At 67.5% G+C, this 24086-nt stretch carries 22 protein-coding genes and 1 tRNA gene; 5 read left to right on the top strand and 18 right to left on the bottom strand.

Annotation, left to right across the window (positions count from 1 at the left end; translation table 11 throughout):
* Nucleotide 1 precedes the first annotated feature (1 nt).
* Nucleotides 2-1171: an acetylornithine deacetylase gene (argE, locus tag ACV4UZ_RS02435; protein ID WP_491599343.1), complete on the bottom strand. Its 1170-nt coding sequence runs from the start codon at nt 1169-1171 to the stop codon at nt 2-4.
* 352 nt (nt 1172-1523) lie between these two features.
* Between argE (ACV4UZ_RS02435) and ACV4UZ_RS02430 the strand changes: the two genes are divergently transcribed.
* The 3 genes from ACV4UZ_RS02430 to argE (ACV4UZ_RS02420) all read left to right on the top strand — a co-directional run bounded on the left by ACV4UZ_RS02430 (nt 1524) and on the right by argE (ACV4UZ_RS02420) (nt 3759).
* Nucleotides 1524-1862, top strand: a complete 339-nt coding sequence (locus tag ACV4UZ_RS02430; protein ID WP_491599345.1) for a 6TM ABC transporter family protein — start codon at nt 1524-1526, stop codon at nt 1860-1862.
* Nucleotides 1863-1945: 83 nt separating this feature from the next.
* The gene (locus ACV4UZ_RS02425; RefSeq protein WP_491599344.1) at nt 1946-2386 is read left to right on the top strand and encodes a hypothetical protein; all 441 of its coding nucleotides are present in this window, start codon (nt 1946-1948) and stop codon (nt 2384-2386) included.
* A 203-nt stretch (nt 2387-2589) separates the two neighbouring features.
* Nucleotides 2590-3759 (top strand): acetylornithine deacetylase, encoded by a 1170-nt coding sequence (gene argE / locus ACV4UZ_RS02420; protein WP_491599343.1) that lies wholly within the window; start codon nt 2590-2592, stop codon nt 3757-3759.
* 10 nt (nt 3760-3769) lie between these two features.
* Here argE (ACV4UZ_RS02420) and ACV4UZ_RS02415 read toward each other — a convergent pair whose 3' ends face one another.
* The 11 genes from ACV4UZ_RS02415 to ACV4UZ_RS02365 form a co-directional block, all read right to left on the bottom strand.
* Nucleotides 3770-4531, bottom strand: a complete 762-nt coding sequence (locus tag ACV4UZ_RS02415) for an inositol monophosphatase family protein (RefSeq protein WP_491599342.1) — start codon at nt 4529-4531, stop codon at nt 3770-3772.
* A complete protein-coding gene (hflX, locus tag ACV4UZ_RS02410) occupies nt 4528-5835 on the bottom strand; it encodes a GTPase HflX (protein WP_491599341.1) in 1308 nt (435 codons plus the stop codon). Before hflX ends, ACV4UZ_RS02415 begins: the two co-directional genes overlap by 4 nt.
* Nucleotides 5836-6090 (bottom strand): RNA chaperone Hfq, encoded by a 255-nt coding sequence (gene hfq / locus ACV4UZ_RS02405; protein WP_491599340.1) that lies wholly within the window; start codon nt 6088-6090, stop codon nt 5836-5838.
* A gap of 103 nt (nt 6091-6193) precedes the next feature.
* Complete coding sequence (locus tag ACV4UZ_RS02400) at nt 6194-6853, bottom strand: HAD family hydrolase (protein WP_491599339.1); 660 nt, start codon at nt 6851-6853, stop codon at nt 6194-6196.
* Nucleotides 6853-8229 carry a Trk system potassium transporter TrkA gene (gene trkA, locus ACV4UZ_RS02395; protein ID WP_491599338.1) on the bottom strand — a complete coding sequence of 459 codons (1377 nt, stop codon included), beginning with the start codon at nt 8227-8229 and terminating at the stop codon, nt 6853-6855. Before trkA ends, ACV4UZ_RS02400 begins: the two co-directional genes overlap by 1 nt.
* Entirely contained in the window at nt 8226-9617 is a 1392-nt protein-coding gene (ntrX, locus tag ACV4UZ_RS02390; protein ID WP_491599337.1) for a nitrogen assimilation response regulator NtrX, read from the bottom strand. The genes trkA and ntrX overlap by 4 nt, the downstream gene beginning before the upstream one ends.
* The gene (locus tag ACV4UZ_RS02385; RefSeq protein WP_491599336.1) at nt 9607-11844 is read right to left on the bottom strand and encodes a sensor histidine kinase NtrY-like; all 2238 of its coding nucleotides are present in this window, start codon (nt 11842-11844) and stop codon (nt 9607-9609) included. The genes ntrX and ACV4UZ_RS02385 overlap by 11 nt, the downstream gene beginning before the upstream one ends.
* Complete coding sequence (gene ntrC / locus ACV4UZ_RS02380) at nt 11845-13299, bottom strand: nitrogen regulation protein NR(I) (RefSeq protein ID WP_491599538.1); 1455 nt, start codon at nt 13297-13299, stop codon at nt 11845-11847. It lies immediately after the preceding gene.
* 5 nt (nt 13300-13304) lie between these two features.
* Nucleotides 13305-14426, bottom strand: coding sequence for a two-component system sensor histidine kinase NtrB (locus tag ACV4UZ_RS02375; RefSeq protein ID WP_491599335.1), 1122 nt, complete (start codon nt 14424-14426; stop codon nt 13305-13307).
* On the bottom strand, nt 14426-15433 hold the full coding sequence (gene dusB / locus ACV4UZ_RS02370) for a tRNA dihydrouridine synthase DusB (RefSeq protein ID WP_491599334.1): 1008 nt from the start codon (nt 15431-15433) through the stop codon (nt 14426-14428). Before dusB ends, ACV4UZ_RS02375 begins: the two co-directional genes overlap by 1 nt.
* 66 nt (nt 15434-15499) lie before the next feature.
* Nucleotides 15500-16306 (bottom strand): cytochrome C assembly family protein, encoded by an 807-nt coding sequence (locus ACV4UZ_RS02365; protein ID WP_491599333.1) that lies wholly within the window; start codon nt 16304-16306, stop codon nt 15500-15502.
* Nucleotides 16307-16400: 94 nt separating this feature from the next.
* On the opposite strand from ACV4UZ_RS02365, the gene ACV4UZ_RS02360 reads away from it, so the two are divergent.
* Complete coding sequence (locus ACV4UZ_RS02360; RefSeq protein WP_491599332.1) at nt 16401-17555, top strand: bifunctional 2-C-methyl-D-erythritol 4-phosphate cytidylyltransferase/2-C-methyl-D-erythritol 2,4-cyclodiphosphate synthase; 1155 nt, start codon at nt 16401-16403, stop codon at nt 17553-17555.
* 1 nt (nt 17556) lies between these two features.
* Here the strand turns inward: ACV4UZ_RS02360 and cutA are convergent, their stop codons facing one another.
* Nucleotides 17557-17874: a divalent-cation tolerance protein CutA gene (cutA, locus tag ACV4UZ_RS02355; RefSeq protein ID WP_491599331.1), complete on the bottom strand. Its 318-nt coding sequence runs from the start codon at nt 17872-17874 to the stop codon at nt 17557-17559.
* Between the two features lie 206 nt (nt 17875-18080).
* Nucleotides 18081-19184 carry a hypothetical protein gene (locus ACV4UZ_RS02350; protein ID WP_491599330.1) on the bottom strand — a complete coding sequence of 368 codons (1104 nt, stop codon included), beginning with the start codon at nt 19182-19184 and terminating at the stop codon, nt 18081-18083.
* A 124-nt stretch (nt 19185-19308) separates the two neighbouring features.
* Here ACV4UZ_RS02350 and ACV4UZ_RS02345 point away from each other — a divergent pair, with 124 nt between their 5' ends.
* A complete protein-coding gene (locus tag ACV4UZ_RS02345) occupies nt 19309-20298 on the top strand; it encodes a dihydroorotate dehydrogenase-like protein (RefSeq protein ID WP_491599329.1) in 990 nt (329 codons plus the stop codon).
* A gap of 83 nt (nt 20299-20381) precedes the next feature.
* Here ACV4UZ_RS02345 and ACV4UZ_RS02340 read toward each other — a convergent pair whose 3' ends face one another.
* From ACV4UZ_RS02340 to ACV4UZ_RS02325, 4 genes are all read right to left on the bottom strand, one after another.
* A complete protein-coding gene (locus ACV4UZ_RS02340) occupies nt 20382-22778 on the bottom strand; it encodes a tetratricopeptide repeat protein (RefSeq protein ID WP_491599328.1) in 2397 nt (798 codons plus the stop codon).
* Nucleotides 22779-22840: 62 nt separating this feature from the next.
* Nucleotides 22841-22917 (bottom strand) — tRNA-Pro (locus ACV4UZ_RS02335).
* Nucleotides 22918-23060: 143 nt separating this feature from the next.
* Nucleotides 23061-23618: a MerR family transcriptional regulator gene (locus ACV4UZ_RS02330; protein ID WP_491599327.1), complete on the bottom strand. Its 558-nt coding sequence runs from the start codon at nt 23616-23618 to the stop codon at nt 23061-23063.
* Nucleotides 23615-23935 (bottom strand): integration host factor subunit alpha, encoded by a 321-nt coding sequence (locus ACV4UZ_RS02325; protein WP_491599326.1) that lies wholly within the window; start codon nt 23933-23935, stop codon nt 23615-23617. Before ACV4UZ_RS02325 ends, ACV4UZ_RS02330 begins: the two co-directional genes overlap by 4 nt.
* Nucleotides 23936-24086: the final 151 nt, after the last annotated feature.

Genomic DNA, 24086 nt, shown 5'->3' with positions numbered 1-24086 from the left:
CTCAGCACATATGGGCCAGCAGGCGCCGCAGGAAGGTCTCGCACTTGGCCACCTGTTCGATGGTGATGAACTCGTCCGGGCGGTGGGCCTGGGCGATGTCGCCGGGGCCGCAGACCACCGCCGGAATGCCGGCCTGCTGGAACAATCCCGCCTCGGTGGTGAAGGCCACCTTGCTGGTCTGGTTGGAGCCCGAGAGGGCGCAGACCAGACGGACCGCCGCGTCCATCTCGTCCATCCCCAGGCCCGGCGTCGAGTTGTGCTCGTCGAGCGTGATGCCGCTGGCCTCGCTGACGCCCAGCATCTCGGGCACCAGATCCTGGGCCCACCCCCGCACCTCGGCCATCAGCTCCTCGGGGTCGTGATCGGGCAGGTTGCGGATCTCGAACTCGAACGAGCAGGATTTGGGCACGATGTTCAACGCCGTGCCGCCCTGCATGGTGCCGGTGTGCACGGTGGTGTAGGGCGGCTGGTAGCCGTGGTCGAAGGGGCCGGTCTCGCGGATGCGCCGTTGCATGGCGCGCAGCCTGACGACCATTTCCGCCGCGATCTCCACGGCGTTGACCCCCAGGTGGTTGAGGGCGGAGTGGCATTCGTGCCCTTCCACGTGGCACCGCACGCTCTTCTTGCCCTTGTGGCCGATCACCGCCTTCATCCCGGTGGGTTCGCCGACGATGCAGAGAAGGGGACGCACCGCCAGATGGGCCAGATCGTCGATCAGGCGGCGGACGCCGACGCAGCCCACCTCCTCGTCGTAGGAAAAGGCGAAATGCACCGGCATCTTCAGCGGCGCGGCGGCGAAGTCGGGGGCGAGGGCCAAGCAGATGGCGATGAAGCTCTTCATGTCGGCGGTGCCCCGACCGTACAGCTTGCCATCGGCCCGACGCAGGCGGAACGGGTCGGCGGACCAGTCCTGGCCATCCACCGGGACCACGTCGGTATGGCCAGACAGAACTATTCCAGGGACATCTTCGGGGCCAATCGTGGCAAAGATATTCGCTTTGTTTCGAGATTCGTCCCAAGTCCTCCGCACGGACGCTCCAAGACCGGAAAGGATTTCCTCCACCAGATCGATTAACTGTAAATTAGTCTTATAACTTGTAGTATCGATCGCGATTAATCTCTCGATCGTTTCGATGCTGGCCGGCAGGGGCGTTTCGGCATGTTCGTTCAAGGACCCGTTCTCGCTCTGGGAGGCTTTGCGCAGTGCCTCCATCATAATGCTCCTCATGGCGGGAAAACCAGCCCTTGCGCCAGCTTATATCCAATATCTTGTGGTTATTACGGACCCGGAGCGCTATTCTCCCGCTTGCCGACGGGGCAGGGGCGGCTGATTTTGTTGGTGGCGAGGGAGCACAAGCTTGCAGCCCGTGACGCTTACGGATGAGTGACCCCGTGGCCGCGAGGCCCGAGGGGGCTGCCGCGCCCGGTTCCGGGCCTTCCCATGCCGGAGCCGGAAGCGCCAGCCGCCGGCTTTCAGCATCGCCTCGCTGTCGACCCTGAAGAGCAACCTGTTCGATCTGGCGGTGGCCTCGCTGTTCCTGAACGTGCTGGGCCTTGCCCTGCCCATGGCCCTGCTGCAGGTCTACGACCGCATCCTGCCCAACAAGTCGGTGGGCACCATGGTGTTCCTGATGGGGGCGGTGTTCGCCGCCCTGCTGCTGGAATCCGCCCTCAATTTCTGCCGTTCCTGGATCACCGGCTGGGTCGGGGCCAAGTTCGAGCACAATGCCGGCTGCACCGCGCTCAACCATCTGGTGATGGCCGGCGTCGACGAGTTCGAGAAGGATGGGTCGGGCGCCCATCTGGAGCGCATGAACTCCCTGGCGACGGTGCGCGAATTCGACGCCTGGCCACCAGGCTGAGATAGAGAACCGCGAACGGCAGGTCGAGCAGGGTCAGCATGGCCTGGCCGGCGTAGAATTCGCGCACCGTCGCCAGGGAGTTCATGCGCTCCAGATGGGCGCCCGACCGCATCCTTCTCGAACTCGTCGACGCCGGCCATCACCAGATGGTTGAGCGCGGTGCAGCCGGCATTGTGCTCGAACTTGGCCCCGACCCAGCCGGTGATCCAGGAACGGCAGAAATTGAGGGCGGATTCCAGCAGCAGGGCGGCGAACACCGCCCCCATCAGGAACACCATGGTGCCCACCGACTTGTTGGGCAGGATGCGGTCGTAGACCTGCAGCAGGGCCATGGGCAGGGCAAGGCCCAGCACGTTCAGGAACAGCGAGGCCACCGCCAGATCGAACAGGTTGCTCTTCAGGGTCGACAGCGAGGCGATGCTGAAAGCCGGCGGCTCGGCGCTTCCGGCTCCGGCATGGGAAGGCCCGGAACCGGGCGCGGCAGCCCCCTCGGGCCTCGCGGCCACGGGGTCACTCATCCGTAAGCGTCACGGGCTGCAAGCTTGTGCTCCCTCGCCACCAACAAAATCAGCCGCCCCTGCCCCGTCGGCAAGCGGGAGAATAGCGCTCCGGGTCCGTAATAACCACAAGATATTGGATATAAGCTGGCGCAAGGGCTGGTTTTCCCGCCATGAGGAGCATTATGATGGAGGCACTGCGCAAAGCCTCCCAGAGCGAGAACGGGTCCTTGAACGAACATGCCGAAACGCCCCTGCCGGCCAGCATCGAAACGATCGAGAGATTAATCGCGATCGATACTACAAGTTATAAGACTAATTTACAGTTAATCGATCTGGTGGAGGAAATCCTTTCCGGTCTTGGAGCGTCCGTGCGGAGGACTTGGGACGAATCTCGAAACAAAGCGAATATCTTTGCCACGATTGGCCCCGAAGATGTCCCTGGAATAGTTCTGTCTGGCCATACCGACGTGGTCCCGGTGGATGGCCAGGACTGGTCCGCCGACCCGTTCCGCCTGCGTCGGGCCGATGGCAAGCTGTACGGTCGGGGCACCGCCGACATGAAGAGCTTCATCGCCATCTGCTTGGCCCTCGCCCCCGACTTCGCCGCCGCGCCGCTGAAGATGCCGGTGCATTTCGCCTTTTCCTACGACGAGGAGGTGGGCTGCGTCGGCGTCCGCCGCCTGATCGACGATCTGGCCCATCTGGCGGTGCGTCCCCTTCTCTGCATCGTCGGCGAACCCACCGGGATGAAGGCGGTGATCGGCCACAAGGGCAAGAAGAGCGTGCGGTGCCACGTGGAAGGGCACGAATGCCACTCCGCCCTCAACCACCTGGGGGTCAACGCCGTGGAGATCGCGGCGGAAATGGTCGTCAGGCTGCGCGCCATGCAACGGCGCATCCGCGAGACCGGCCCCTTCGACCACGGCTACCAGCCGCCCTACACCACCGTGCACACCGGCACCATGCAGGGCGGCACGGCGTTGAACATCGTGCCCAAATCCTGCTCGTTCGAGTTCGAGATCCGCAACCTGCCCGATCACGACCCCGAGGAGCTGATGGCCGAGGTGCGGGGGTGGGCCCAGGATCTGGTGCCCGAGATGCTGGGCGTCAGCGAGGCCAGCGGCATCACGCTCGACGAGCACAACTCGACGCCGGGCCTGGGGATGGACGAGATGGACGCGGCGGTCCGTCTGGTCTGCGCCCTCTCGGGCTCCAACCAGACCAGCAAGGTGGCCTTCACCACCGAGGCGGGATTGTTCCAGCAGGCCGGCATTCCGGCGGTGGTCTGCGGCCCCGGCGACATCGCCCAGGCCCACCGCCCGGACGAGTTCATCACCATCGAACAGGTGGCCAAGTGCGAGACCTTCCTGCGGCGCCTGCTGGCCCATATGTGCTGAGGCAGGAGGGCTACTCGATCACCGCCCGCAGCGATGTCCAGGTCCCCGGGGTGGGGGCCAGCAACAGACAGCCCTCCTCCGCCCGTGGACGGTAGGGCTTTCCGCTGGTCAGGGAGGCGTGGCCCCCCGACTCGGCGTGAATCAGCACCCCGGCCGCATGGTCCCAGGGCATCAGACGGTGGTAATGGGCGAAGTGCAGCTTGCCCGTTACCAGATCGATATAATCATGGGCGGCGCTGCCCTTGCGCATGGTCTTGGCCACCAGGGCCGAAAGGCGGCCGGATCGCTTCACCGAACCGGTAAGCTCGGCCAAGGGGGCGGACGGCAGCACGGCAAGGCGCTCCGCCCCCAGCCAGGCCCCCGCCCCAAGCTCGGCGGTCACCAGGCGCCGGCCCAGGGGATCGAGAATCCATCCCGCCACCGTCACCCCGTCCCGCACCAGGGCGACGATCACGGCGAAACGGGGATTGCCCTTGGCGAAATTGGCGGTGCCGTCCACCGGATCGATGATCCAGACATGCCCCTCGCCCTCCAGGACCCGCAGCAGGGCGGGATCGGCGGCCACCGCCTCCTCGCCCACCACGGCGGAACCGGGAATCAGGTCGCGCAGCCGCCGGGTCATCACCCGTTCGGCCTCGGTATCGGCCTCGGTGACCAGTTCGCCCGGCCGCTTCTCGCGGATCTGCCCGGCGGACAGATGGTTGAAGCGGGGCAGGATTTCCTCGTCCGCCGCCTCGGAGATGATGGAAGCCACCTTGTCGAAATCCATCATGCCCCCCTGCTCCCGGCCTTGCGCTGGTGAAAGCGCTTGATGTCGGCGGGGTCGAGCTTGACCCGCATGAAGGCCTGCGCCTCGTCGTCGCGCCGCGCCACCACCTCGCCGTGACTGTAAAGCCAGGCGATGGAGGCGCCATCGGACAGCGGCAGCGCCACGTCGAGGGTTTCCCGCGCCGCCCCCAGGCGGCGGTCCAGCTCGGCCAGCAGGTCGTCCACCCCCTCGCCGGTCACCGCCGACAGCGCCATGGCGCCATGGCGGCGCTTGGCCTGGTTGAGCACTTCCTCGCGGCCATGCTCGTCCAGCAGGTCGATCTTGTTCAGCGCCTCCACCAGCCCGCGATCCACCACCTCGGACAGCCCCAGCTCGCGGAGCACGGTGTCCACGTCGGCGGCCTGGGCCTCGGTGTCGGGATGGGAGACGTCGCGCACATGCACCACCACGTCGGCCTCCAGCACCTCCTCCAGGGTGGCGCGGAAGGCGGCGACCAGCTCGTGCGGCAGGTCGGAGATGAAGCCAACCGTATCCGACAGGATGATCTTGCGCCCCGACGGCAGCACCAGGGTGCGCATGGTGGGGTCGAGCGTGGCGAACAGCATGTCCTTGGCCATGACCTCGGCCCGGGTCAGCTGGTTGAACAGCGTGGATTTGCCGGCATTGGTGTAGCCCACCAGGGCGACGATGGGATAAGGCACCTTGCGCCGCGCCTTGCGGTGCAGTTCGCGGGTGCGCTTGACGTCGTCCAGCTCGCGCTCCAGCTTGACGATGCGCTCGCCGATCATGCGGCGGTCGGCCTCGATCTGGGTCTCGCCTGGACCGCCCAGGAAGCCGAAGCCGCCCCGCTGGCGCTCCAGGTGGGTCCACGACCGCACCAGACGCGAGCGCTGATAGCTAAGCGCCGCCAGTTCCACCTGCAGCGTGCCCTCGCGGGTGCGCGCCCGGGCGCCGAAAATCTCGAGAATCAGGCCGGTGCGGTCGATGACCTTGCACCCCCAGGCCTTTTCCAGGTTGCGCTGCTGCACCGGCGACAGATGGCCGTCGACCACCGCCAGATCGATCTCGCGCTCCTTGACCAGTTCGGCCAGACGCTCCACCGCGCCCTTGCCCATCAGGGTGGCCGGGCGCACCTTGGCGACGTTGACCGCCTCGGCGGCGACGATGTGGAGATCGATGGCCCCGGCCAGCCCGACCGCTTCGGCCAGACGGGCTTCGGGCAGCCGCGTGCCCTCCCCGCCCTTGAAGGCGGGGTGGATCACCATGGCGCGGCTGGGCGCCGCCTGCGTGGAACCGGTTTCTCCCACCTATTCTTCGCCGTTTTCCTTGACCGGAGGCTCGAACAGGGAGATGGGGGTCGAAGGCATCACCGTCGAGATGGCGTGCTTGTACACCAGCTGGGTATGACCGTCCCGGCGCAGCAACACCGAGAAGTTGTCGAACCAGGTGACGATACCCTGAAGCTTCACGCCGTTGACCAGGAAGATGGTGACGGGCGTCTTGTTCTTGCGGATGTAGTTGAGGAACACATCCTGCACATTCTGGGATTTTTCGGCGGACATGATTGGAATCCGTTCTTATTGGCCGATCTTGATTATTGGAGTGCGGCTGGGCACCTACCCCGTTGAACCCTTGTCGTTACCACCATTTCCAACAGATGGGAACCTATAGTTCTCGGACAAGATGGGCGAGGTCCATGCAGGCCCGCAGGAAGCGGGCCGGCGGATGGGCGAACTCCCCTTCGGATAGGGATTGGGGCCGCATCACGATGGGCGTGCACCCGGCGTTGACGGCGCAGTGGGTGTCGATGGGCGAATCGCCCACGAACCACACGTCGCGCCCGGCCCCGATGCCGGTTCCCTCCAGGGCGAGATGAACCGGAGCGGCGGCAGGCTTGTCGGCCTCGGCGTCGTCGGCGCCGACCAGACGGACGAAATGGCCGCTCCAGCCCATGATCTCGGCTTCCTTGCGCAGGAAGCCGCCACGCTTGTTGCTGACCACCGCCAGCACCAGCCCCTCGGCCCGAAGCGCGCCCAGCATCTCGGCGGCGCCGGGCAGCGGGTGGAGGTAATCCAGGTGAATGGACTCGAAGCTCCTGGTGAAGACGTCGCGGGCCTCGGGCCAGCGCTCGCCGAACATGGCGGGAAAGGAATCGCGCATGGAGGCCGCCACCCGTTCCCGCGTCTCGTCCAGACTCCATTCCGGCATGCCGAAATGGCGGAAGGTCATGTTGTAGGATTCCTGGATGCACACCCAGGAATCCACCAGGGTGTTGTCCCAGTCGAAAATCACCGCCGTGGGGCGGACCAGCGGCAATCCGGGCATCAGAAGTATTCCAGCCGGACCGAGAACATCTTCTCGACCTTCTTCACCGCGTCGGCGGTGGCGAACAGGATGACGCGGTCGCCGGGATGGATCACCGTGCTGCCCCGGGGGCTGACCACCTTGCCGTCGTGGACCACGGCACCCAGCAAAACGCCGGCGGGCAGCTTGACGTCCCTGAGCGGCTTGCCCACCAGGGACGAGGTTTCCAGGGCGTCGGCCTCGATCAGTTCGCCGAATCCCTCGTGCAGGGAGTGGACGGCGTGGATGCGGCCCCGGCGCACATGCTGGAGAATGTTGGAGACGGTGATGGCGCGGGGATTGACCGCCACGTCGATGCCCAAGGGCGCCACCAGCGGGTTGTAGGTGGTCTTGTTGATCAGGGCCATGGTGCGGCGGCAGCCGTAGCGCTTGGCCAGCAGCCCCGACAGGATGTTGGTCTCGTCGTCGTTGGTGACCGCCACCACCGCCTCGGCGGCGCCCACCGAGGCCTCCTCCAGGATTTCCGGGTCGAGCGCGTCGCCGTGAATCACCACGGTGTGGCCCACCGACTTGGCGACGGCCTCGGCGCGTTCCTTGTTGGACTCGATCACCTTGATGGAGGTGCCGGGCCGCGCCGCCTCCAGCTGCTGGGCCAGGAACAGGCCGATATTGCCGCCGCCGAAGATGACGATGCGCCGCGCCTCCTGGTCCTCGCGGCCGAAGGCGGTGAGCGCCCGGTCCACATGGGCCGTATCGACGACGAAATAGACCTCGTCCCCCTCCATCATCTGATCCTCGGAGGTGGGAACGATGGCCTTGCCGTCCCTGACGATGCCGATGATGACGATGGCGAGGTCGGGGAACAGCACGGTCAGCTGCCGGAGCGGCGTGTTGATCAGCGGGCAGTTCCCGGTGCAGCGCACCCCGATCAGGCGCACCTTGTCGCCCACCAGGGGAATCACGTCGATGGCGCCGGGCACCTGCAGGCGCCGGGTGATGGCGCGGGCCACCTCGATCTCGGGGCTGATGATCACGTCGATGGGCAGATGCTCGCGCGAGAACAGATTGGCCCAGAGGGGGGCCAGGTAGCTCTGGCTGCGTACCCGGGCGATCTTGGTCGGTACGTTGAACAGCGAGTGCGCCACCTGGCAGGCCACCATGTTGACCTCGTCGGCGGCGGTCACCGCGATGATCATGTCGGCGTCGCCGGCGCCCGCCTGTTCCAGCACCGCCGGATGGGAGGCGAAGCCCAGCACCACCTGGACGTCCAGGGTGTCGCTGACCTTGCGGATCAGTTCGGGGCGCTGGTCGATGATGGTGACGTCGTTGTTCTCGCCCGCCAGATAGTGGGCGATGTTGAAGCCGACCTGGCCGGCGCCGCAGACTATGACCTTCATTTCTTTTCGTCCGTGTTGACGCCAAGCAGCTTGAGCTTGCGGTGAAGGGCGGAACGTTCCATGCCGACGAAGGCGGCGGTGCGCGAGATGTTGCCGGCGAAGCGGTTGACCTGGGCCAGCAGGTATTCCCGCTCGAACAGCTCGCGCGCCTCGCGCAGCGGCAGGGTCATGATTTCGCTCGATTTCTCCCAGCGCAGCACCGCCGGGGTGATGGCGCCGATCTCGCCCGGCAGCATGTCGGCGCGGATGGGCTCCCTGGCATCGCCCGGCGCCATGATCAGCAGCCAGTCCATGACGTTCCTCAGCTGGCGCACGTTGCCCGGCCAGTCATAGGCCTGCAGCGCCGCCATGGCGTCCTCGCCCACCATCCGGGGCTGCACGCCGGCCCCGGCGGCGGCCAGGGCCATGAAATGCCGCGCCAGGGCGGGAATGTCCTCGCGCCGGTCCCGCAGGCTGGGCATCTTCACCGGCACCACGTTGAGGCGGTAGTACAGGTCCTCGCGGAAATGGCCGGCATTCATCTCCGATTGCAGGTCGCGGTTGGTGGTGGCGATGACGCGCACGTCCACCTCGACCCGCTTGCCGCCGCCCACCCGCTCGAACATCTGGTCCTGCAGCACGCGGACGATCTTGCCCTGGGTCTCCAGCGGCATGTCGGCCACCTCGTCCAGCAGCAGGGTGCCGCCGTGGGCCTGTTCGAAGGTACCGATCTTGCGGGGGGTGTCGGGACCATCCAGGCCGTGCTCGGTGCCGAACAGCTCCATCTCCATGCGGTCGGGGTGCATGGCGGCGCAGTTCAAGACCACGAACGGCCCTTCGGCCCGGCGCGAGCGGGCGTGAATCTGCCGCGCCACCACTTCCTTGCCCGAACCGGCCGGGCCGGTGATCAGCACCCGGGAATTGGTGGGCGCCACCTTGTCGATGGCCTGGCGCACCTGAAGGATGCCGAGGGCGTTGCCGACCAGATCGCCGGCCGAGCCCGAGCGCAGGCGCAGTTCCTCGTTCTCGCGCCGCAGGCGGGCGGCCTCGATGGCGCGTTCCACCACCAGCAGCAGGCGGTCGGCCTTGAACGGCTTCTCGATGAAGTCGTAGGCGCCCTGCTTGATGGCCTGCACGGCGGTCTCGATGTTGCCGTGGCCGGAAATCATCACCACCGGCACTTCCGGATGGTCGCGCTTGACGGCGTCCAGCACCTCCAGCCCGTCCAGGCGCGAGCCCTGCAGCCAGATGTCCTGGATCACCAGATTGGGACGGCGGGCGCGGATGCCCTCCAGGGCCTCGTCCGCATTGGCGGCCTCGCGGGTGTTGTGCCCCTCGTCCTCGAGGATGCCGGCGATCAAGGCGCGGATATCGGCCTCGTCATCGACGATCAGGATGTCATGCGCCATGGGTTACCGTGGTATCGCCGTTTGCCTGGGATTGTTGCGGCTGTTCGGAAAGCGGAAAGACCAATCCGATCCGAGCGCCTCCCCCAGGCGCGTCCTCAAGATACAGATCACCGCCGTGGTCTTCCATGATCTTCTTGACGATGGCCAGCCCCAGCCCGGTTCCCTTGGTCCGCGTGGTGACGTAGGGCTCGGTGAGGCGTTCGCGGTTCTCGGTGGGCAGGCCCTTGCCGTTGTCCTCCACCGTCACCACCAGCCGGTCCGCCTCGACGGCGAGGCTGAGCGCCACCCGGCCGGGGGGCGCCTCGGGGTCGTCGCGGCCCTGGATGGCCTCCACCGCGTTTTTCAGGAGATTGGTCAGCGCCTGGCCGATCAGGCGGCCGTCGCACAGCACCGGAACCTTGCCGTCGGGCAGGTGATGAACGAACTCCACGCCGGGATTGCCGGTCTTTTGCAGGAACACCGCCTGACGGCAGATGTCGTTCAGGTCGTCGGGCCTGATCTGCGGCGCCGGCATGCGGGCGAAGGACGAGAACTCGTCCACCATGCGTCCGATGTCGCCCACCTGGCGGACGATGGTTTCCACCAGATTGACGTATGTCTCAGGATCGCTCTGTATCTCCTTGAGATATTTACGTTTCAGGCGCTCTGCGGACAGCTGGATCGGAGTCAGCGGGTTCTTGATCTCGTGGGCGATGCGCCGGGCTACGTCGGCCCAGGCGGCCTTGCGCTGGGCCGAGACCAGCTCGGTGATGTCGTCGAAGGTGACCACGTAGCCGATGATTTCGGCATCGAGGCGCTCGGCGGCGACGCGCACCAGCAGCATGCGGGTACGGCCCCCCGGCGTGGACAGGCGCACCTCGCGCTGAATCAGCCTGTCGGGCCGGCGGACGGCTTCGTCCAGGGGCTCGGCCAGATCGGGGATGACGTCCCGGATATCCTCGCCCGCCCGCTCGTCGAGGTTGATGCCGATCAGTTCGCCCGCCGAGCGGTTGGGCAGATGGATCCGCCCCGAGGCGTCCAGGCCGATGACGCCGGACGACACGCCGGCCAGCACCGTCTCGGTGAAGCGGCGGCGCTCGTCCAGCTCGCGGTTGGCGTCCACCAGGTCCTGGCGCTGGCTGGACAGCTGGTGGGTCATGCGGTTGAAGGCGCGCGACAGCACGCCGATCTCGTCGGCGGCATCCTCGGCCACCCGGGCGTCGAGATCGCCGGATCGCACCTTCTCGGCGGCGTCGATCAGGCGGCCGATGGGGGTGGCCAGCTTCACCGCCATGGACAGGCCGACCCAGATGGCGGTCAGCACCAGCAGCAGCGCCACCAGGGCGAAAATCAGCGAGAAGGCGCGTTCCAGCCCCGACAGGCGGCCTTCCAGGCGCTCGTACTGGGTCACCGCCTCGGTGGTCTGGGCCATGTAGCCGATCACCTTGGGATCGACGAAGCGGCCGACGTAAAGGAAGGTGTCGCCGAACAGCCCCTGCAGCTGCACCAGGGCCTTGACCCGGTCCTCGCCGGAGCCGGACAGCACCACCACGTCGCCGCCCCGGGCCTTGTCCAGCGCCCAGGCCGGAATCTGGTCGATGCTGGCCTCCACCGCGAAGATCAGGCCCGAGCGGGCCAGGATGTTGCCGCGGGTATCGAACACGATGGCCTCGGTCAGGCCGCGGATGGCCGCCTGGGTGCCGACGAACTGGCCGAAATGCTGGGGCGAGCGCAGCAGCAGCGGCCCCTCGCGGTTGATGTCGTTGGCCATGGCCAGGGCATCGCCGCCGATGATGCGCTTGTGCTCCTCGAGATAGGCGTGCGCCACCTCCAGCGAGGCCTGCAGCGCCGTGCGCACCCGGTCCGAGAACCAGCTTTCCACCCCGTACTTGAAGAAGGCGGTGGACCCCACGCTCATCAGCACCGAGGGGGTCACCGCCACCAGGGCGAACAGCGTGATGAAGCGCAGATGCAGCCTGGAGCCCGAAGCGCCCCGCCGCCGGGCCTTCAGCACGTCGAGGACGCGAAAGCCCACCACGCCGCCCAGCGCGGCCAGCAGCACGCCATCGGTGGCCAGCAGCGACAGCACGATGCGGGGATCGGGACCGGTGGGACCGCCGCCACCGCCGCCCATGGCCCAGACGGTGGCGACGATGGCGGGAATGGAGGCGAAGGTCAGCCCATAGGCCAGACGGCGGGCCAGATCGACCCGGCGCGCCCAGTGGCGTATGCGGCGACCGAAGGCCATTTACTTCAGGCCGCGGCTGATCTGGATGTCCAGGTCCCTGATCTTCTTGCGCAAGGTGTTGCGGTTGACGCCCAGCAGGTGGGCGGCCTTGATCTGGTTGCCCCGCGTCGCCTCCAGCGCGATGGTCACCAGCGGACGCTCCACCTCGCGCAGCACCCGGTCATAGACTCCGGCGGGCGGCAGGTTGTCGCCGTGATTGCCAAAATACTCGCGCAGGTGCCGCTCGACCGTGGCCGACAGCCCCTCGCCCTCCACGCCGCCGGCGATGGAATCGGCATGGGGGGTGCCGCCGACCAGTTCCTGCTCGATGACCTCGATGCCGATCACTTCCTGGGAATAGAGGGCGGCGAGACGGCGGACCAGGTTTTCCAGCTCGCGCACGTTGCCCGGCCAGCGGTGCTTGCGCAGCCGCTCCATGGCCTGGGAATCGATGGTCTTGGACGGCAGACCCTCTGACCCGGCCTGGGCCAGGAAATGGCGGATCAGCTCGGGGATGTCCTCGGACCGCTCGCGCAGCGGCGGCAGGCGGATGGGCACCACGTTGAGGCGGTAGAACAGGTCCTCGCGGAACAGGCCCTGGCGGATCAGCTGGGTCAGGTCGCGGTGGGTGGCGGCGACGATGCGCACGTTGGCGCGGATGGGCGTGCGTCCGCCCACCGTGGTGTACTCGCCCTCCTGCAGCACGCGCAGCAGGCGGGTCTGGGCCTCGGGCGGCATGTCGCCGATCTCGTCCAGGAACAGGGTGCCGCCCTCGGCCTGCTCGAAGCGGCCGGCGGCCCGCTGGGTGGCGCCGGTGAAGGCGCCCTTCTCGTGGCCGAACAGCTCGCTCTCGATCAGCTCGCGCGGGATGGCGGCCATGTTGATGGCCACGAAGGGACCGTTGCGGCGCTTGCCGTAATCGTGGAGCGCGCGGGCCACCAGTTCCTTGCCGGTGCCCGATTCGCCGGTGATCATCACCGACAGGTCGGTGCTCATCAGCCGCGCCAGGGTGCGGTAGATCTCCTGCATGGCGGGCGAGCGGCCGATGAGGGGCAGCTTCTCCTCGTCCTCGCCTCCCGCCGCCTCGCTGGGGGCGGCGCGGGGCGTCGACAGCGCCCGGCCCACCACGTTGACCAGTTCCTTCAGGTCGAAGGGCTTGGGCAGGTACTCGAAGGCGCCGCGCTGGGTGGCCTTGACCGCCGTCAGCAGGGTGTTCTGGGCGCTCATGACGATGATGCGCAGCTCGGGCCGGATCTTCTTGATGCGCGGCAGCAGGTCCAGGCCGCTCTCGTCCGGCATCACCACGTCGGTGATGACCAGATCGCCCTCGCCTTCCGACACCCAGCGCCACAGGGTCGAGGCGTTGCCGGTGGTGCGCACCTCGTAGCCGGCGCGGCCCAAGGCCTGGGACAGGACGGTGCGGATGCCCCGGTCGTCGTCGGCCACCAGGATGGTGGCGGTGGTGGTGGTGGTCATGGTGCTCACTTGCCGTCCCCATCCTGGACCATGGGCAGCATCACCCGGAAAATGGTCCGCCTTGGCACGCTGTCGAATTCGATCACGCCGCCGTGATCGCCGATGATCTTGGCCACCAGGGCGAGGCCCAGGCCGCTGCCCGACGTCTTGGTGGTGACGAAGGCGTCGAACAGGTTGGGCTTCAGATCCTCGGGGATGCCGGGGCCGTTGTCCTGGATGCTGACCACCAGCGGCAGGTGGCGCCGTGTCTCGCTGCCCGGCAGGGCCAGGCGCACGCCGTGCTGGTAGCCGGTGGCGAGGATGATCTCGCCGCCCTCCTCCGGGACCGCCTCGGCGGCGTTCTTGACCAGATTGAGGAAGACCTGGACCAGCTGGTCGCGGTCGCCGAGGACCGGCGGCAGCGACGGGTCGTAATTCTCGATGATCCGCACCTGGCGGGCGAAACCGGCCTCGGCGATGCGGCGCACGTGCTCCAGCACCCGGTGGATGTTGACGGCGCCGCGCTCCACCGAGGGATTGTCGGAGAACGCCTCCATGCGATCGACCAGCGCCACGATGCGGTCGGCCTCGTCGCAGATGAGGCGGGTCAGCACCCGGTCCTCCTCGACGGCGTTCTGCTCCAGCAGCTGGGCGGCGCCACGGATGCCCGACAGCGGGTTCTTGACCTCGTGGGCCAGGATGGCCGCCATGGCGGTTACCGAGCGGGCCGCGTTGCGGCTGGTCAGCTGGGCGCCGATCTTGAGAGCGATGGACTGTTCGTGCAGGCTGATCACCACGGCGCCCGCCGTCTCGGTGACGGGCGAGACCTGGACGGTGACGGTGCGGTGCCCGGTGCGCGGCGTGTCCAGCGTCACGCCGTGCTCGGCCACCGAGATGTTGCCGTCGCGGGCCTGGGCCACCAGGGACAGGATGGGCGAATCGGGGGGCAGGAAGTCGGTGGCGGGATGGCCGATCAGATAAGCGGCGCCGCAGGCGAACAGCTGCTCGGCGGCGCCGTTGGCGTAGCGGATGCGGTTCTCGGCATCCAGCGCCACCACGGCGGCCCCCAGGGCGCTCAGCACGGTATTGGCGTCGAAGGTGGAACTGGACAGTCCGCGCTTCAGGGCCGCGACGATGGGAATGGGCATCAGGCGGCGGCCTTTTCCAGCAGGGGGGCGTAGAAGTCGGCGATGATCCGGCGCATGGCCTCCGGGTCGCCGGTGCGGTTGATCTCGGCGCGGAACTCGGCCGAACCCGGCAGCCCCTTGGAATACCAGCCCATGTGCTTGCGGGCGATGCGCACCCCCGGTTCGGAGCCGTAATGGACCAGCATGGCGTCCAGATGGCCGAGGATGATCTCCATCTGCTCGGCCAGGGTGGGGTCGGGGCGCCGCTCGCCGGTGGCGAGGTAATGGGCCACCTGCCCCGGCAGCCAGGGCCGGCCATAGGTGCCGCGCCCGATCATCACGCCATCGGCCCCGGACTGTTCCAGCATGCTCACCGCGTCGTCGATGCTCTCCACGTCGCCGTTGCCGATCACCGGAATGCTGACGGCGCGCTTGACCTCGCCGATGAAGGCCCAGTCGGCCCGGCCGCTGTACATCTGGTTGCGGGTGCGGCCGTGGACGGTGACCATGCGGATGCCGCATTCCTCGGCCACCCGCGCCAGGCTGGGGGCGTTGCGGCTGTTCATGTCCCAGCCGGTGCGCATCTTCAGCGTCACCGGAATGTCCACCGCCCTGACCACGGCGGTCATGATGCGCGCCGCCAGATTCTCGTTGCGCATCAGGGCCGAGCCCGCCTCGCCCTTCAGGGCGACCTTCTTCACCGGGCAGCCCATGTTGATGTCGATGATGGCGGCGCCCAGATCCTGGTTCAGCCGGGCGGCCTCGGCCATCACCTTGGGCTCGCAGCCGGCCAGCTGCACCGACATGGGGAATTCCTCGGCGGTGTGTTGCGCCATCTGCATGGTCTGGCGGTTCTGGCGGATCATGGCCTGGCTGGCGATCATCTCGGAGACGACCAGACCGGCCCCCAGGCGCTTGACCAGACGGCGGTTGGGCATGTCGGTGACGCCGGCCATGGGGGCCAGGATGACCGGATTGTCCAGGGTCACGTTTCCGATGGAAACGGTCGTGCGAGTGTGCTGTGCCATGGCTGCGTATTTATTATGCAGACGCCGCACAATGCAACGGCAAATGCTGCCTGCAAAAAAAGCAATTCAGTGGGTGACGAGAACCTGTGTCACGAATTTGACCCCGGGATAGGCCAGGGTGAGCAGCAGATAGGACAGCAGCACCACCCGGGCGGCCACCCGGCCGCGCACGCCGCAGACCCGATGGCCGATCAGCAGCAGGCCGATCAGGGCGAAGGCCAGCAGCGACAGCAGGGTCTTGTGCGACAGGATCAGCACTGTGCCGGTCTCGAAATACTGGGTGGCCATGCCGGTGGCCAGCCCCAGGCCCAGCACCGCCTCCGACGCCAGCAGCAGGCGGCCGGCCAGGGTCTCGCCGTCGGCGACGCTGGGCAGCATGCGGGTGAGCGTGGTGGGCGCCTTGCGCTTCAGGGCGCGTTCCTGCAGGAAGGTGGCCAGCGAGGCCACCGCCGCCAGGGTCAGCAGGGCATAGGTCAGCACCGAAACGACGATGTGCAGGTCCAGCCAGGCGGCGGGCACCGGCGCGCCGCTGAGCGGCATGGGCGCCTCCACCCATTGGACCAGCGAGGCCAGCAGACCCAGCGCCGCCAGGAACGGCATCAGCAGCGGCGCCAGCCGCCAGCCCTGGGATGTGGCATGGGCGAGGCCGGCGAACAGCAGGGCGGTGGCGGCGATGGACACCCACAGGGCGACGGACAGGCTGGTCTGCCAGTGCGCCCCCATCACCGAGAAGGCCGCCAGGGCCGGTCCGGCGACCGCCAGGGCCAGGCACAGGCGGAACTGGGCGCTCCGCCCCTCGCCGGCGCGAAGGGCCACCAGCGCGGCGGGCAGCAGGGCCACGAGGGCAAGGATGTTGAGGACCTGGGACAGCATGGGCGGACTATATCATCCTTTGCGGCGGCGCAAAGGGGTGACAGCACGCATCCGCTCGCATAGTCTGTCGCCCCACGTTTTCTGGAGAGCGATGATGGCCAAGACGGTTGTGCTGGTGGTGGCGGCGGGGCGCGGACGGCGGTTCGGCGGCGACCTGCCCAAGCAGTACCACGACCTGGCCGGACGCATGGTGCTGCGCCACACCCTGGCGGCCTTCGCCACCAATCCCGAGATCGGCGCGGTGCGCGCCGTCATCCATCCCGACGACCGCCAGCTCTACGACATGGCCGCCGCCGGCCTCAACCTGCTCGAGCCCGTGCATGGCGGCGAGACCCGCCAGGACAGCGTGCGCCTCGGCCTCGACAGCCTGAGGGACCTCGCCCCGGCCAAGGTGCTGATTCACGACGGGGCGCGCCCGTTCATCGACCACGGCACCATCGGCCGCGTCATCCGCGCCCTGGACCGCCATCCGGGCGCCCTGCCCGTGGTGCCGGTGGCCGATACCCTGAAGCGGGGCAAGGACGGCTTCGTCGCCGATACCGTGGACCGCTCCAGCCTGTTCCGCGCCCAGACGCCCCAGGGCTTCCGCTACGCCGAGATCGTCGCCGCCCATCACGCCGTGATCGGCAACGAACTCACCGACGACGCCGCCGTGGCGGAAAAGGCCGGACTGGCGGTGGAGCTGGTGGCGGGCGCCGAGGACAACGTCAAGATCACCACCAGCGCCGACCTGGAGCGGGCGCGGCGCCTGTTCGATGGCGCCGGCGAGGTGCGCTCGGCCTCGGGCTACGATGTCCACCGCTTCGACCCGGCCAAGAAGACCGTCTGGCTGTGCGGAATCGAGATCCCCCACGATGCCGGCCTGGAGGGCCATTCCGACGCCGACGTGGCGCTGCACGCGCTCACCGACGCCGTGCTGGGCGCCATCGCCGCCGGCGACATCGGCCACCACTTCCCGCCCACCGATCCCAAGTGGAAGGGCGCCGCCTCGGACCAGTTCCTGGCCCATGCCGGCTCGCTGGTCACCGCCAAGGGCGGTCGCATCGTCAACCTGGACGTCACCATCATCTGCGAGCGCCCCAAGGTGGGGCCGCACCGCGCCGCCATGGCGGCGCGCGTGGCGGAAATCCTCGGCATTTCCCAGGACCGGGTCAGCGTCAAGGCCACCACCACCGAAGGCCTGGGCTTCACCGGCCGCAAGGAAGGCATCGCCGCCCAGGCCATGGCGTCGGTCTGGCTGCCGCGCTAGCTCAGTCGCCCGTCTCGGTCCTGATCCAGTCGAGATAGGCCGGATTGCCCGCTTCGATGGGCAGGGCGACCACGCAGGGGCAGGCATAGGAGTGCAGCTCCCGCACCCGGTGAATGACCTTGTCCACCAGTTCGCCCCGGGTCTTGCACACCAGGACGGCCTCGGAGTCCTCGCAGACCTTGCCCTCCCACCAGTAGACCGAGGTGACGCCGTCCATCACGTTGGCGCAGGCGACCAGACGCTCGGCCACCAGGGCGCGGGCCAGGGCCAGGGCCGCCTCGCGGTCGGGGGCGGTGATGTAAATCATGTTGGTCGTCAATGAGTTGTCCCCCATGGATCAGAAAAGCGGGGCGCGCCCTTTGGCCAACCGGGCGCGCCCCACGAGTCTGTGCAGGTCATCCCGGAAGAGGAGATCGAGCCGGGAGCCCTCACCGGTCCGGTACCACGGCACCGCCAACCGATGTCACGCATATATGAATTGGGTAAACGGATTTCGATACCCCCACGTGACAAATCCGCCTCCGCTCAACTTCTTTCGTAGGTGCCGGTCGCGGCGACCAGTATCCGGTCGATGAATTCAGCCGCCTGCTCATTGCCATCGGCCGAGGCAACCATCTGTTCAGAAAGAGAAAACAACTTTTGAAGTTGAGAGTCCAGGTCCCCGATCATCGCCTCCGGGGACACCGCCAGCGCCCTGGTATGGGCCGCCAGCCAGTGGTCCATGGCGGGCGATTCCGGCCAGTCGGGACGGGCGGTGTAGAGAACCGGAATTCCCGACAGACCGGCCTCGGTGAAGGTGCCGTAGCCCGGCTTGGTGACGATGACGTCCACCGAGGCCGCCAGGTCGGAAAACGGCAGCCCCAGGCTCCGCCACGGCCGGATGTCGTCGCGGCCGGGGGGACAGTCCTGGGCGCTGACCCAGGTCCAGCCGTCCAGGCGCGGCCACTTGTCCATGGGCAGGTCGTGGTCGATGCCGCCGAAGGCCACCAGTCCGACCCTGCCCTGCCCCATTCCGGCCAGTTCGCGCCGCCGGTTCACTCCCCGCCGCGCCACCGTGCCGATGTCGACCACGTTGCCGAGGCTGGGCATGTCCATGGCCGGTGTGACCCGCAGGAAGGCCCGGGCGGCGTGGTAGGACTCCCGTATCTCGGACCAGACGGCGTCCGCTTCCGGCCGGTCGCCCAGATAGTGGCGGTAGATGTCGGCCCAATTCAGCGAACTGAGCGCCACCGCCGGAATGCCGGCCCGGGCGGCGGCGGCCAGGGTGACGTAGGGCACGTTGGCCAGGACCACGTCGGGGCGGGCCTCGCGAAGACGGGCCGCCTCGGCCTCGACCACCCGGCCGAAATCGGCATGCCGGCCGAGATAGGCCGTCGCCGAGGCGTCGAGATCCACCCGGGTGGCCGACAGCATCTTCAGCCCGAAATCGGGAATCTCGGCCACATACTCGAAATCGGGACCATAGCGCTCTTCCAGGAACGCCCTCGGCACCCCGGTCTGGATGGTCAGGCGCAGACCGGGCCGACGGCGGCGCAGGGCTTCGACCACCGGTGCCGTCATGGCGGCGTGGCCGTAACCGTGGGGCGAGAGGGCCAGCCAGAGATGGCTGGAAGCGGATGGACGCGGCATGGCCTGGATTCATCTGGACGGGTGGAACGGCACGCACCATATCCGTTTCCGGCTTGCCGCGCGAGCCCGGCCGGGGCTACCCTTTCACTCGCGCAACATTCGCCCAGACGCAAGGACAGCCGCCATGAACCTCGCCACCCGCTATCTCGGCCTCGACCTGAAGAATCCCCTGGTGGTCTCCGCCTCGCCGTTGGCGCTGGATCTCGGCAATTCCCGGCGGCTCGAGGATTGCGGCGCGGCGGCCATCGTGCTGCCCTCCATCTTCCAGGAAGACATCGAGAACGAGATCGACGAGATCGAACGCCTGGTGTGCGAGGGCAATTCCGAGGCGTACTCCTACTTCCCCGCCAACATCAGCGCCAATGTGGGCCCCAAGAACTATCTCGACCTGATCCGCCGCACCCGGGAAGCGGTGGACATTCCGGTGATCGCCAGCCTGAACGGCACGACGCGGACCGGCTGGACCGAGTACGCCAAGCAGGCCGAACAGGCGGGCGCCAACGCCGTCGAGCTGAACGTCTATCTGCTGCCCACCGACATCGACCTGACCGGATCCGAGGTTGAGGCCCGCTATCTCGCCATCCTGGACGCGGTCAAGGAGACGGTGTCCATTCCCGTCTCCATGAAGCTCAGCCCCTATTTCAGCTCGCCGGGCAACATGGTGAAGGTTCTGGATCAGGCCGGGGTGGACGGCGTGGTGCTGTTCAACCGCTTCTACCAGCCCGACATCGACCTGGAGGAGCTGAAGCTGGTCCGCGACCTCAAGCTCAGCCACAAGGGCGAGATCCGCCTGCCCCTGCTGTGGATCGCCACCCTGGCCGGCAGGATCAAGGCCTCCATCGCCGCCAGTTCCGGCGTGCAGACCGCCGCCGAGGTGGTGAAGTACCTGTTCGTCGGCGCCGACGTGGTGATGACCACCTCGGCCCTGATGCGCCACGGCGTCGAGTACATGAAGACCCTGCACGACGGCCTGGTCGCCGAACTGAAGGAACGCGAGGCCGAGTCCGTCGCCGACATCCGCGGCCGCATGAGCCGGGGCGCCACCAAGGACCTGGCCGCCTTCGACCGCGTCAACTATATCCGCATCCTCAGGGGCGGCGCCTACAACGCGTGATCGCCCCTTCCGGGTTCAGGGCAGGGCGGCCCGGCCGTTTCGGCTGGGCGGTCGTCGCCCTGCCCACCCTGCGGCGTGACTGATCAGACGGCGAAGGGTTCGGGCGGCAATCCGGAACGAAAGCGTTCGACCATCCGGGTATAGGCCTTCTCCAGGTTGGCGGTGAAGATGTCCGAGCGGAACAGCGGCGAGCCGGTGCGGCTGGCCTCGAGCCGTGCCCTGATCTCCCTCATCCGCTCGGGCTCGCGCGCCAGACGAACCGCCAAGGCCTTGTATTCCGCGGCGGATCGGGTAACCAGATCCGGCAGGCCTAGGGTGTTCAGAAGGCTTGCGGCCCCCCGCCCCACGAAGCTTTGCCCCGTCTGGGTGAGGACCGGCAGCCCCGACCACAGGGCGTCGCTGGCGGTGGTGATCGCGTTGAACGGCTGGGTATCGAGGAAGAGGTCGGCCAGACGATGCCGGGCCAGATGCTCGGCGAAATCGATCTTCTGGGCGAAGATCAGCCGATCGGGATCGATGCCGCGGGCGGCGATTTCCCGGCTCATGTTGTCGCGGCTGGCGTCGCCGCGCTCCAGCAGCCACAGCACGCCATGGGGCACGTCGCGCAGGATGTCGGCCCAGATGTCGAACATTTCCGCCCGGAACTTGAACGGATTGTTGATACAGCAATAGACGAAGGCGTCTTCCGGCAATCCATACCCGCTTCGCGACCGGGCCGGTTCTCCCACGGGCTGAAGGTCGCCGAACGGCAGGAAGCTGTCGGGCATGTGGACCAGCCGCTCGGCGAAGGAGTCCTGCTCGGCCATGGGGGCCACCACGGCATCGGCGATGATGTAGTCCAGCCAGTCCACCCCCATCGTGGCGGGAAAGCCCAGGAAGTTGACCTGGACCGGAGCCGGGCGGCAGGCCAGGATTTCCGGACGGCAATTCCTGGTGAAGCCGCTCAGGTCCACCAGGATATGGATTCCGTCGGCATGGATGCGCCGGGCGGCATCGCCCGAACCGACCTCGCGCAAGTCGGTGAAGTTGTCGAATGCCGCTTCCAGACGCCGACGCATGTCGCTGCCATCGTCGGGCCCCAGGGAATAGGCGAAGCTTTCAAAGCGCGAACGGTCATGCCGCTCGTAAATTCCGGCGCTCAGAAAGGCGACGGGATGATCGTGGAAATCGGCCGAGAGATAGCCGACCTTGATCCGCGCTCCCCCGGCGGTGCGGTCGCGCGGCGGCAGCGACACCCCCCGAATGGCGGCGGCGCGGTCCTGGCAAACCATCCGTCCCCACAGATTCCCGCAGCGCCGCTGTTCCTCCCCCGTCGCGGGGATGGACAGGAAGACCAGGGGATCGATGCCGGGAACGCCTTCGGCCACCATCCGGCGGCACCGCTCCTCCTCGGCCGCGAGCCCCGGCCAGTCGCACTGGATCTTGCGCAGGTGCACCAGCTCGCTCAGGGCATCGGCATTCTCCGGCATCAGTTCCACCGCCCGCCGGTAATCGTCCAGAGCCTCGTCGAAACGATCCACGTCCAGCAGCAGCTTGCCGCGATTGAGGTGGGCCACGCCATTGCCCGGCTGCAGTTCGATCACCTGGGCATACTTCTCCAGGGCTGCATCCACGTGTCCCATACGGCGCAGGACGACGCCCAGGTTGAGGTAGGCAGAAGCATGCTCGGGATCGCGGGCGGTCGCGCGGTCGTATGCCTCGGCCGCCTCGGGGAAGACGCCGAGATCGTGCAGCGCCCGACCGAGATTGTAGGGGTGTGCCGGATTGGCGCCGTCAAACTCCTCGGCCCGACGGAAGCATTCCGCCGCCTCCTCGGTACGGCCAAGTTGGGCCAGGGCTACCCCCTTGTCGCCGTACACATCGGCAAGGGCGGGCTCCAGGACCAGAAGGCGCGACCATGCCTCGACCGCCTCCTCCCAACGGCCGAGAGCCATCAGCAGCCCTCCACGATTGCCATGGGCCTTGACCATGGCGGGAGCCACGGCGACGGCCCTGTTGAAGGCCTCCAACGCCTCCAGATCCTCAGCGGCGGCGCGGCAGGCCAGACCGAGGTTGCACCAGGCATCGGCGTTTTCGGGGGCCAGGGCCAGCCCCTTGCGGAACTGTTCGATGGACTCCCTGTGCAGTCCCTGGGCGAAATACAGCAATGCGAGACCGAAACGATGGTCGCCCTGTCCCGGTTCCATGTCGCACAGCCGCAGGAATTCGGCCTCGGCCTCCTTGGCGCGGCCGGCGGCCTGCAGCACCAGGGCCAGATTGCGGCCGATGCGGGTGTCCTCGGGGGCGAGGCAGGAGGCCCGCTTCAACAGATCCACGGATTCGCCGACCCGCCGGCTCTGGGCCATCAACACGCCCAGGGCGTACATCGCCTCCGTATGGTCGGGCCGGGCCGCCAGGACACGGCGATAGAAGGATTCCGCGTCGGCGAGCTTCCCCGCCCGATGGGCCGCCTGGCCCTGCGCCAGAATGTCCTCGATCATCGCGCTTCCCCCCTGATGGAAGAACGGCCCGGCTCATCATCATGAGCCGGGCCGTCGAACTTTGGTCGGAGCGACAGGATTCGAACCTGCGACCCCCAGTCCCCCAGACTGATGCGCTACCGGGCTGCGCTACGCTCCGACCACGGTGGCCGAGGCCACCGAAACCTGTGTTCCCGGGCGGCAAACCGCCCCGGGAGGGGGAAAAACCGGCGGGGTGTGCCGGGAGAGGGGCGCACTATAGTCAGGCCATCCGGCCAACGCAACCCAGTTCTTCAAGGATTTTTAGCGTCCCCGCAACAGGGCCCGCAATTGCTCCAGCTCGGCCAGGATGTCCTCCAGCTCGTGGCGCAGATTGGGGCTCAGAGGCCCCTGCGCCGCCGGAAGATCGTCATTGCCGCCCACGATGGCGCGGATGGCGGCCTGGCGGGCCTCGTCCTCCTCCACCATCAGGCCGTCGCCCTCCTCGTCCTCGTCCTCGTCGTGCTCCTCGGGATGATCGAGGCCCAGCGACAGTTCGGGCTCGGCGGCGCGGGCCGGCATCGGGGCCTGGGGCTCCCTGGCCCCGCCCTCCTTCAGCAGCTTCTGCACACCCTTGATGGTGTAGCCTTCGCTGTAGAGCAGATCACGAATGCGGCGCAGCAGCGCCACGTCGTCGGGACGGTAGTAACGGCGACCGCCGCCGCGCTTCAGCGGCTTGACCTGGGGGAACTTGCCTTCCCAGAACCGGAGCACGTGCTGGGGAACGTCGAGGTCGTCGGCGACCTCGCTGATGGTACGGAACGCCGCCTCGGACTTGCCGTTGCGCCGGACCGCATTCTCCTCCCCGTCATCGCCGGTCATTTGGTGCCGCTACGCTTGGCGGACATGCCGTCGTTGATCTTCTTCTTCAACAGCTGCGACGGCCGGAACACCAGAACGCGCCGGGGGGTGATGGGCACCTCCTCGCCGGTCTTGGGGTTGCGGCCGATGCGCTGGCCCTTGGAGCGGACCGAGAAGCTGCCGAACGACGAAATCTTCACCGCGTCGCCCTGGGCCAGGGCTCCAGCGATCTCGTCCAGCACCGCTTCCAGCAGATCGGCGGATTCGTTGCGCGACAGCCCCACCTCCTGGTAGACGGCCTCGCTCAGTTGCGCCCGCGTAATGGTCTTGTCAGTCATGACGCCCCAGCCGATGAAGGAATCCGAAAAGCTGAAGCGACCCTAGCCCCTTACGAGAAAGCAGTCAATATCAGAGGGATGCGGGAAGGCGTTCAACAGCCATGCAAGATATCTCAGCCCTCAGGCGCCGGGCGCTTCGCTTGGCTTTCGC

The organism is Paramagnetospirillum sp. (assembly GCF_058402745.1).
This window is presented reverse-complemented; position numbering and strand designations above follow the sequence as displayed.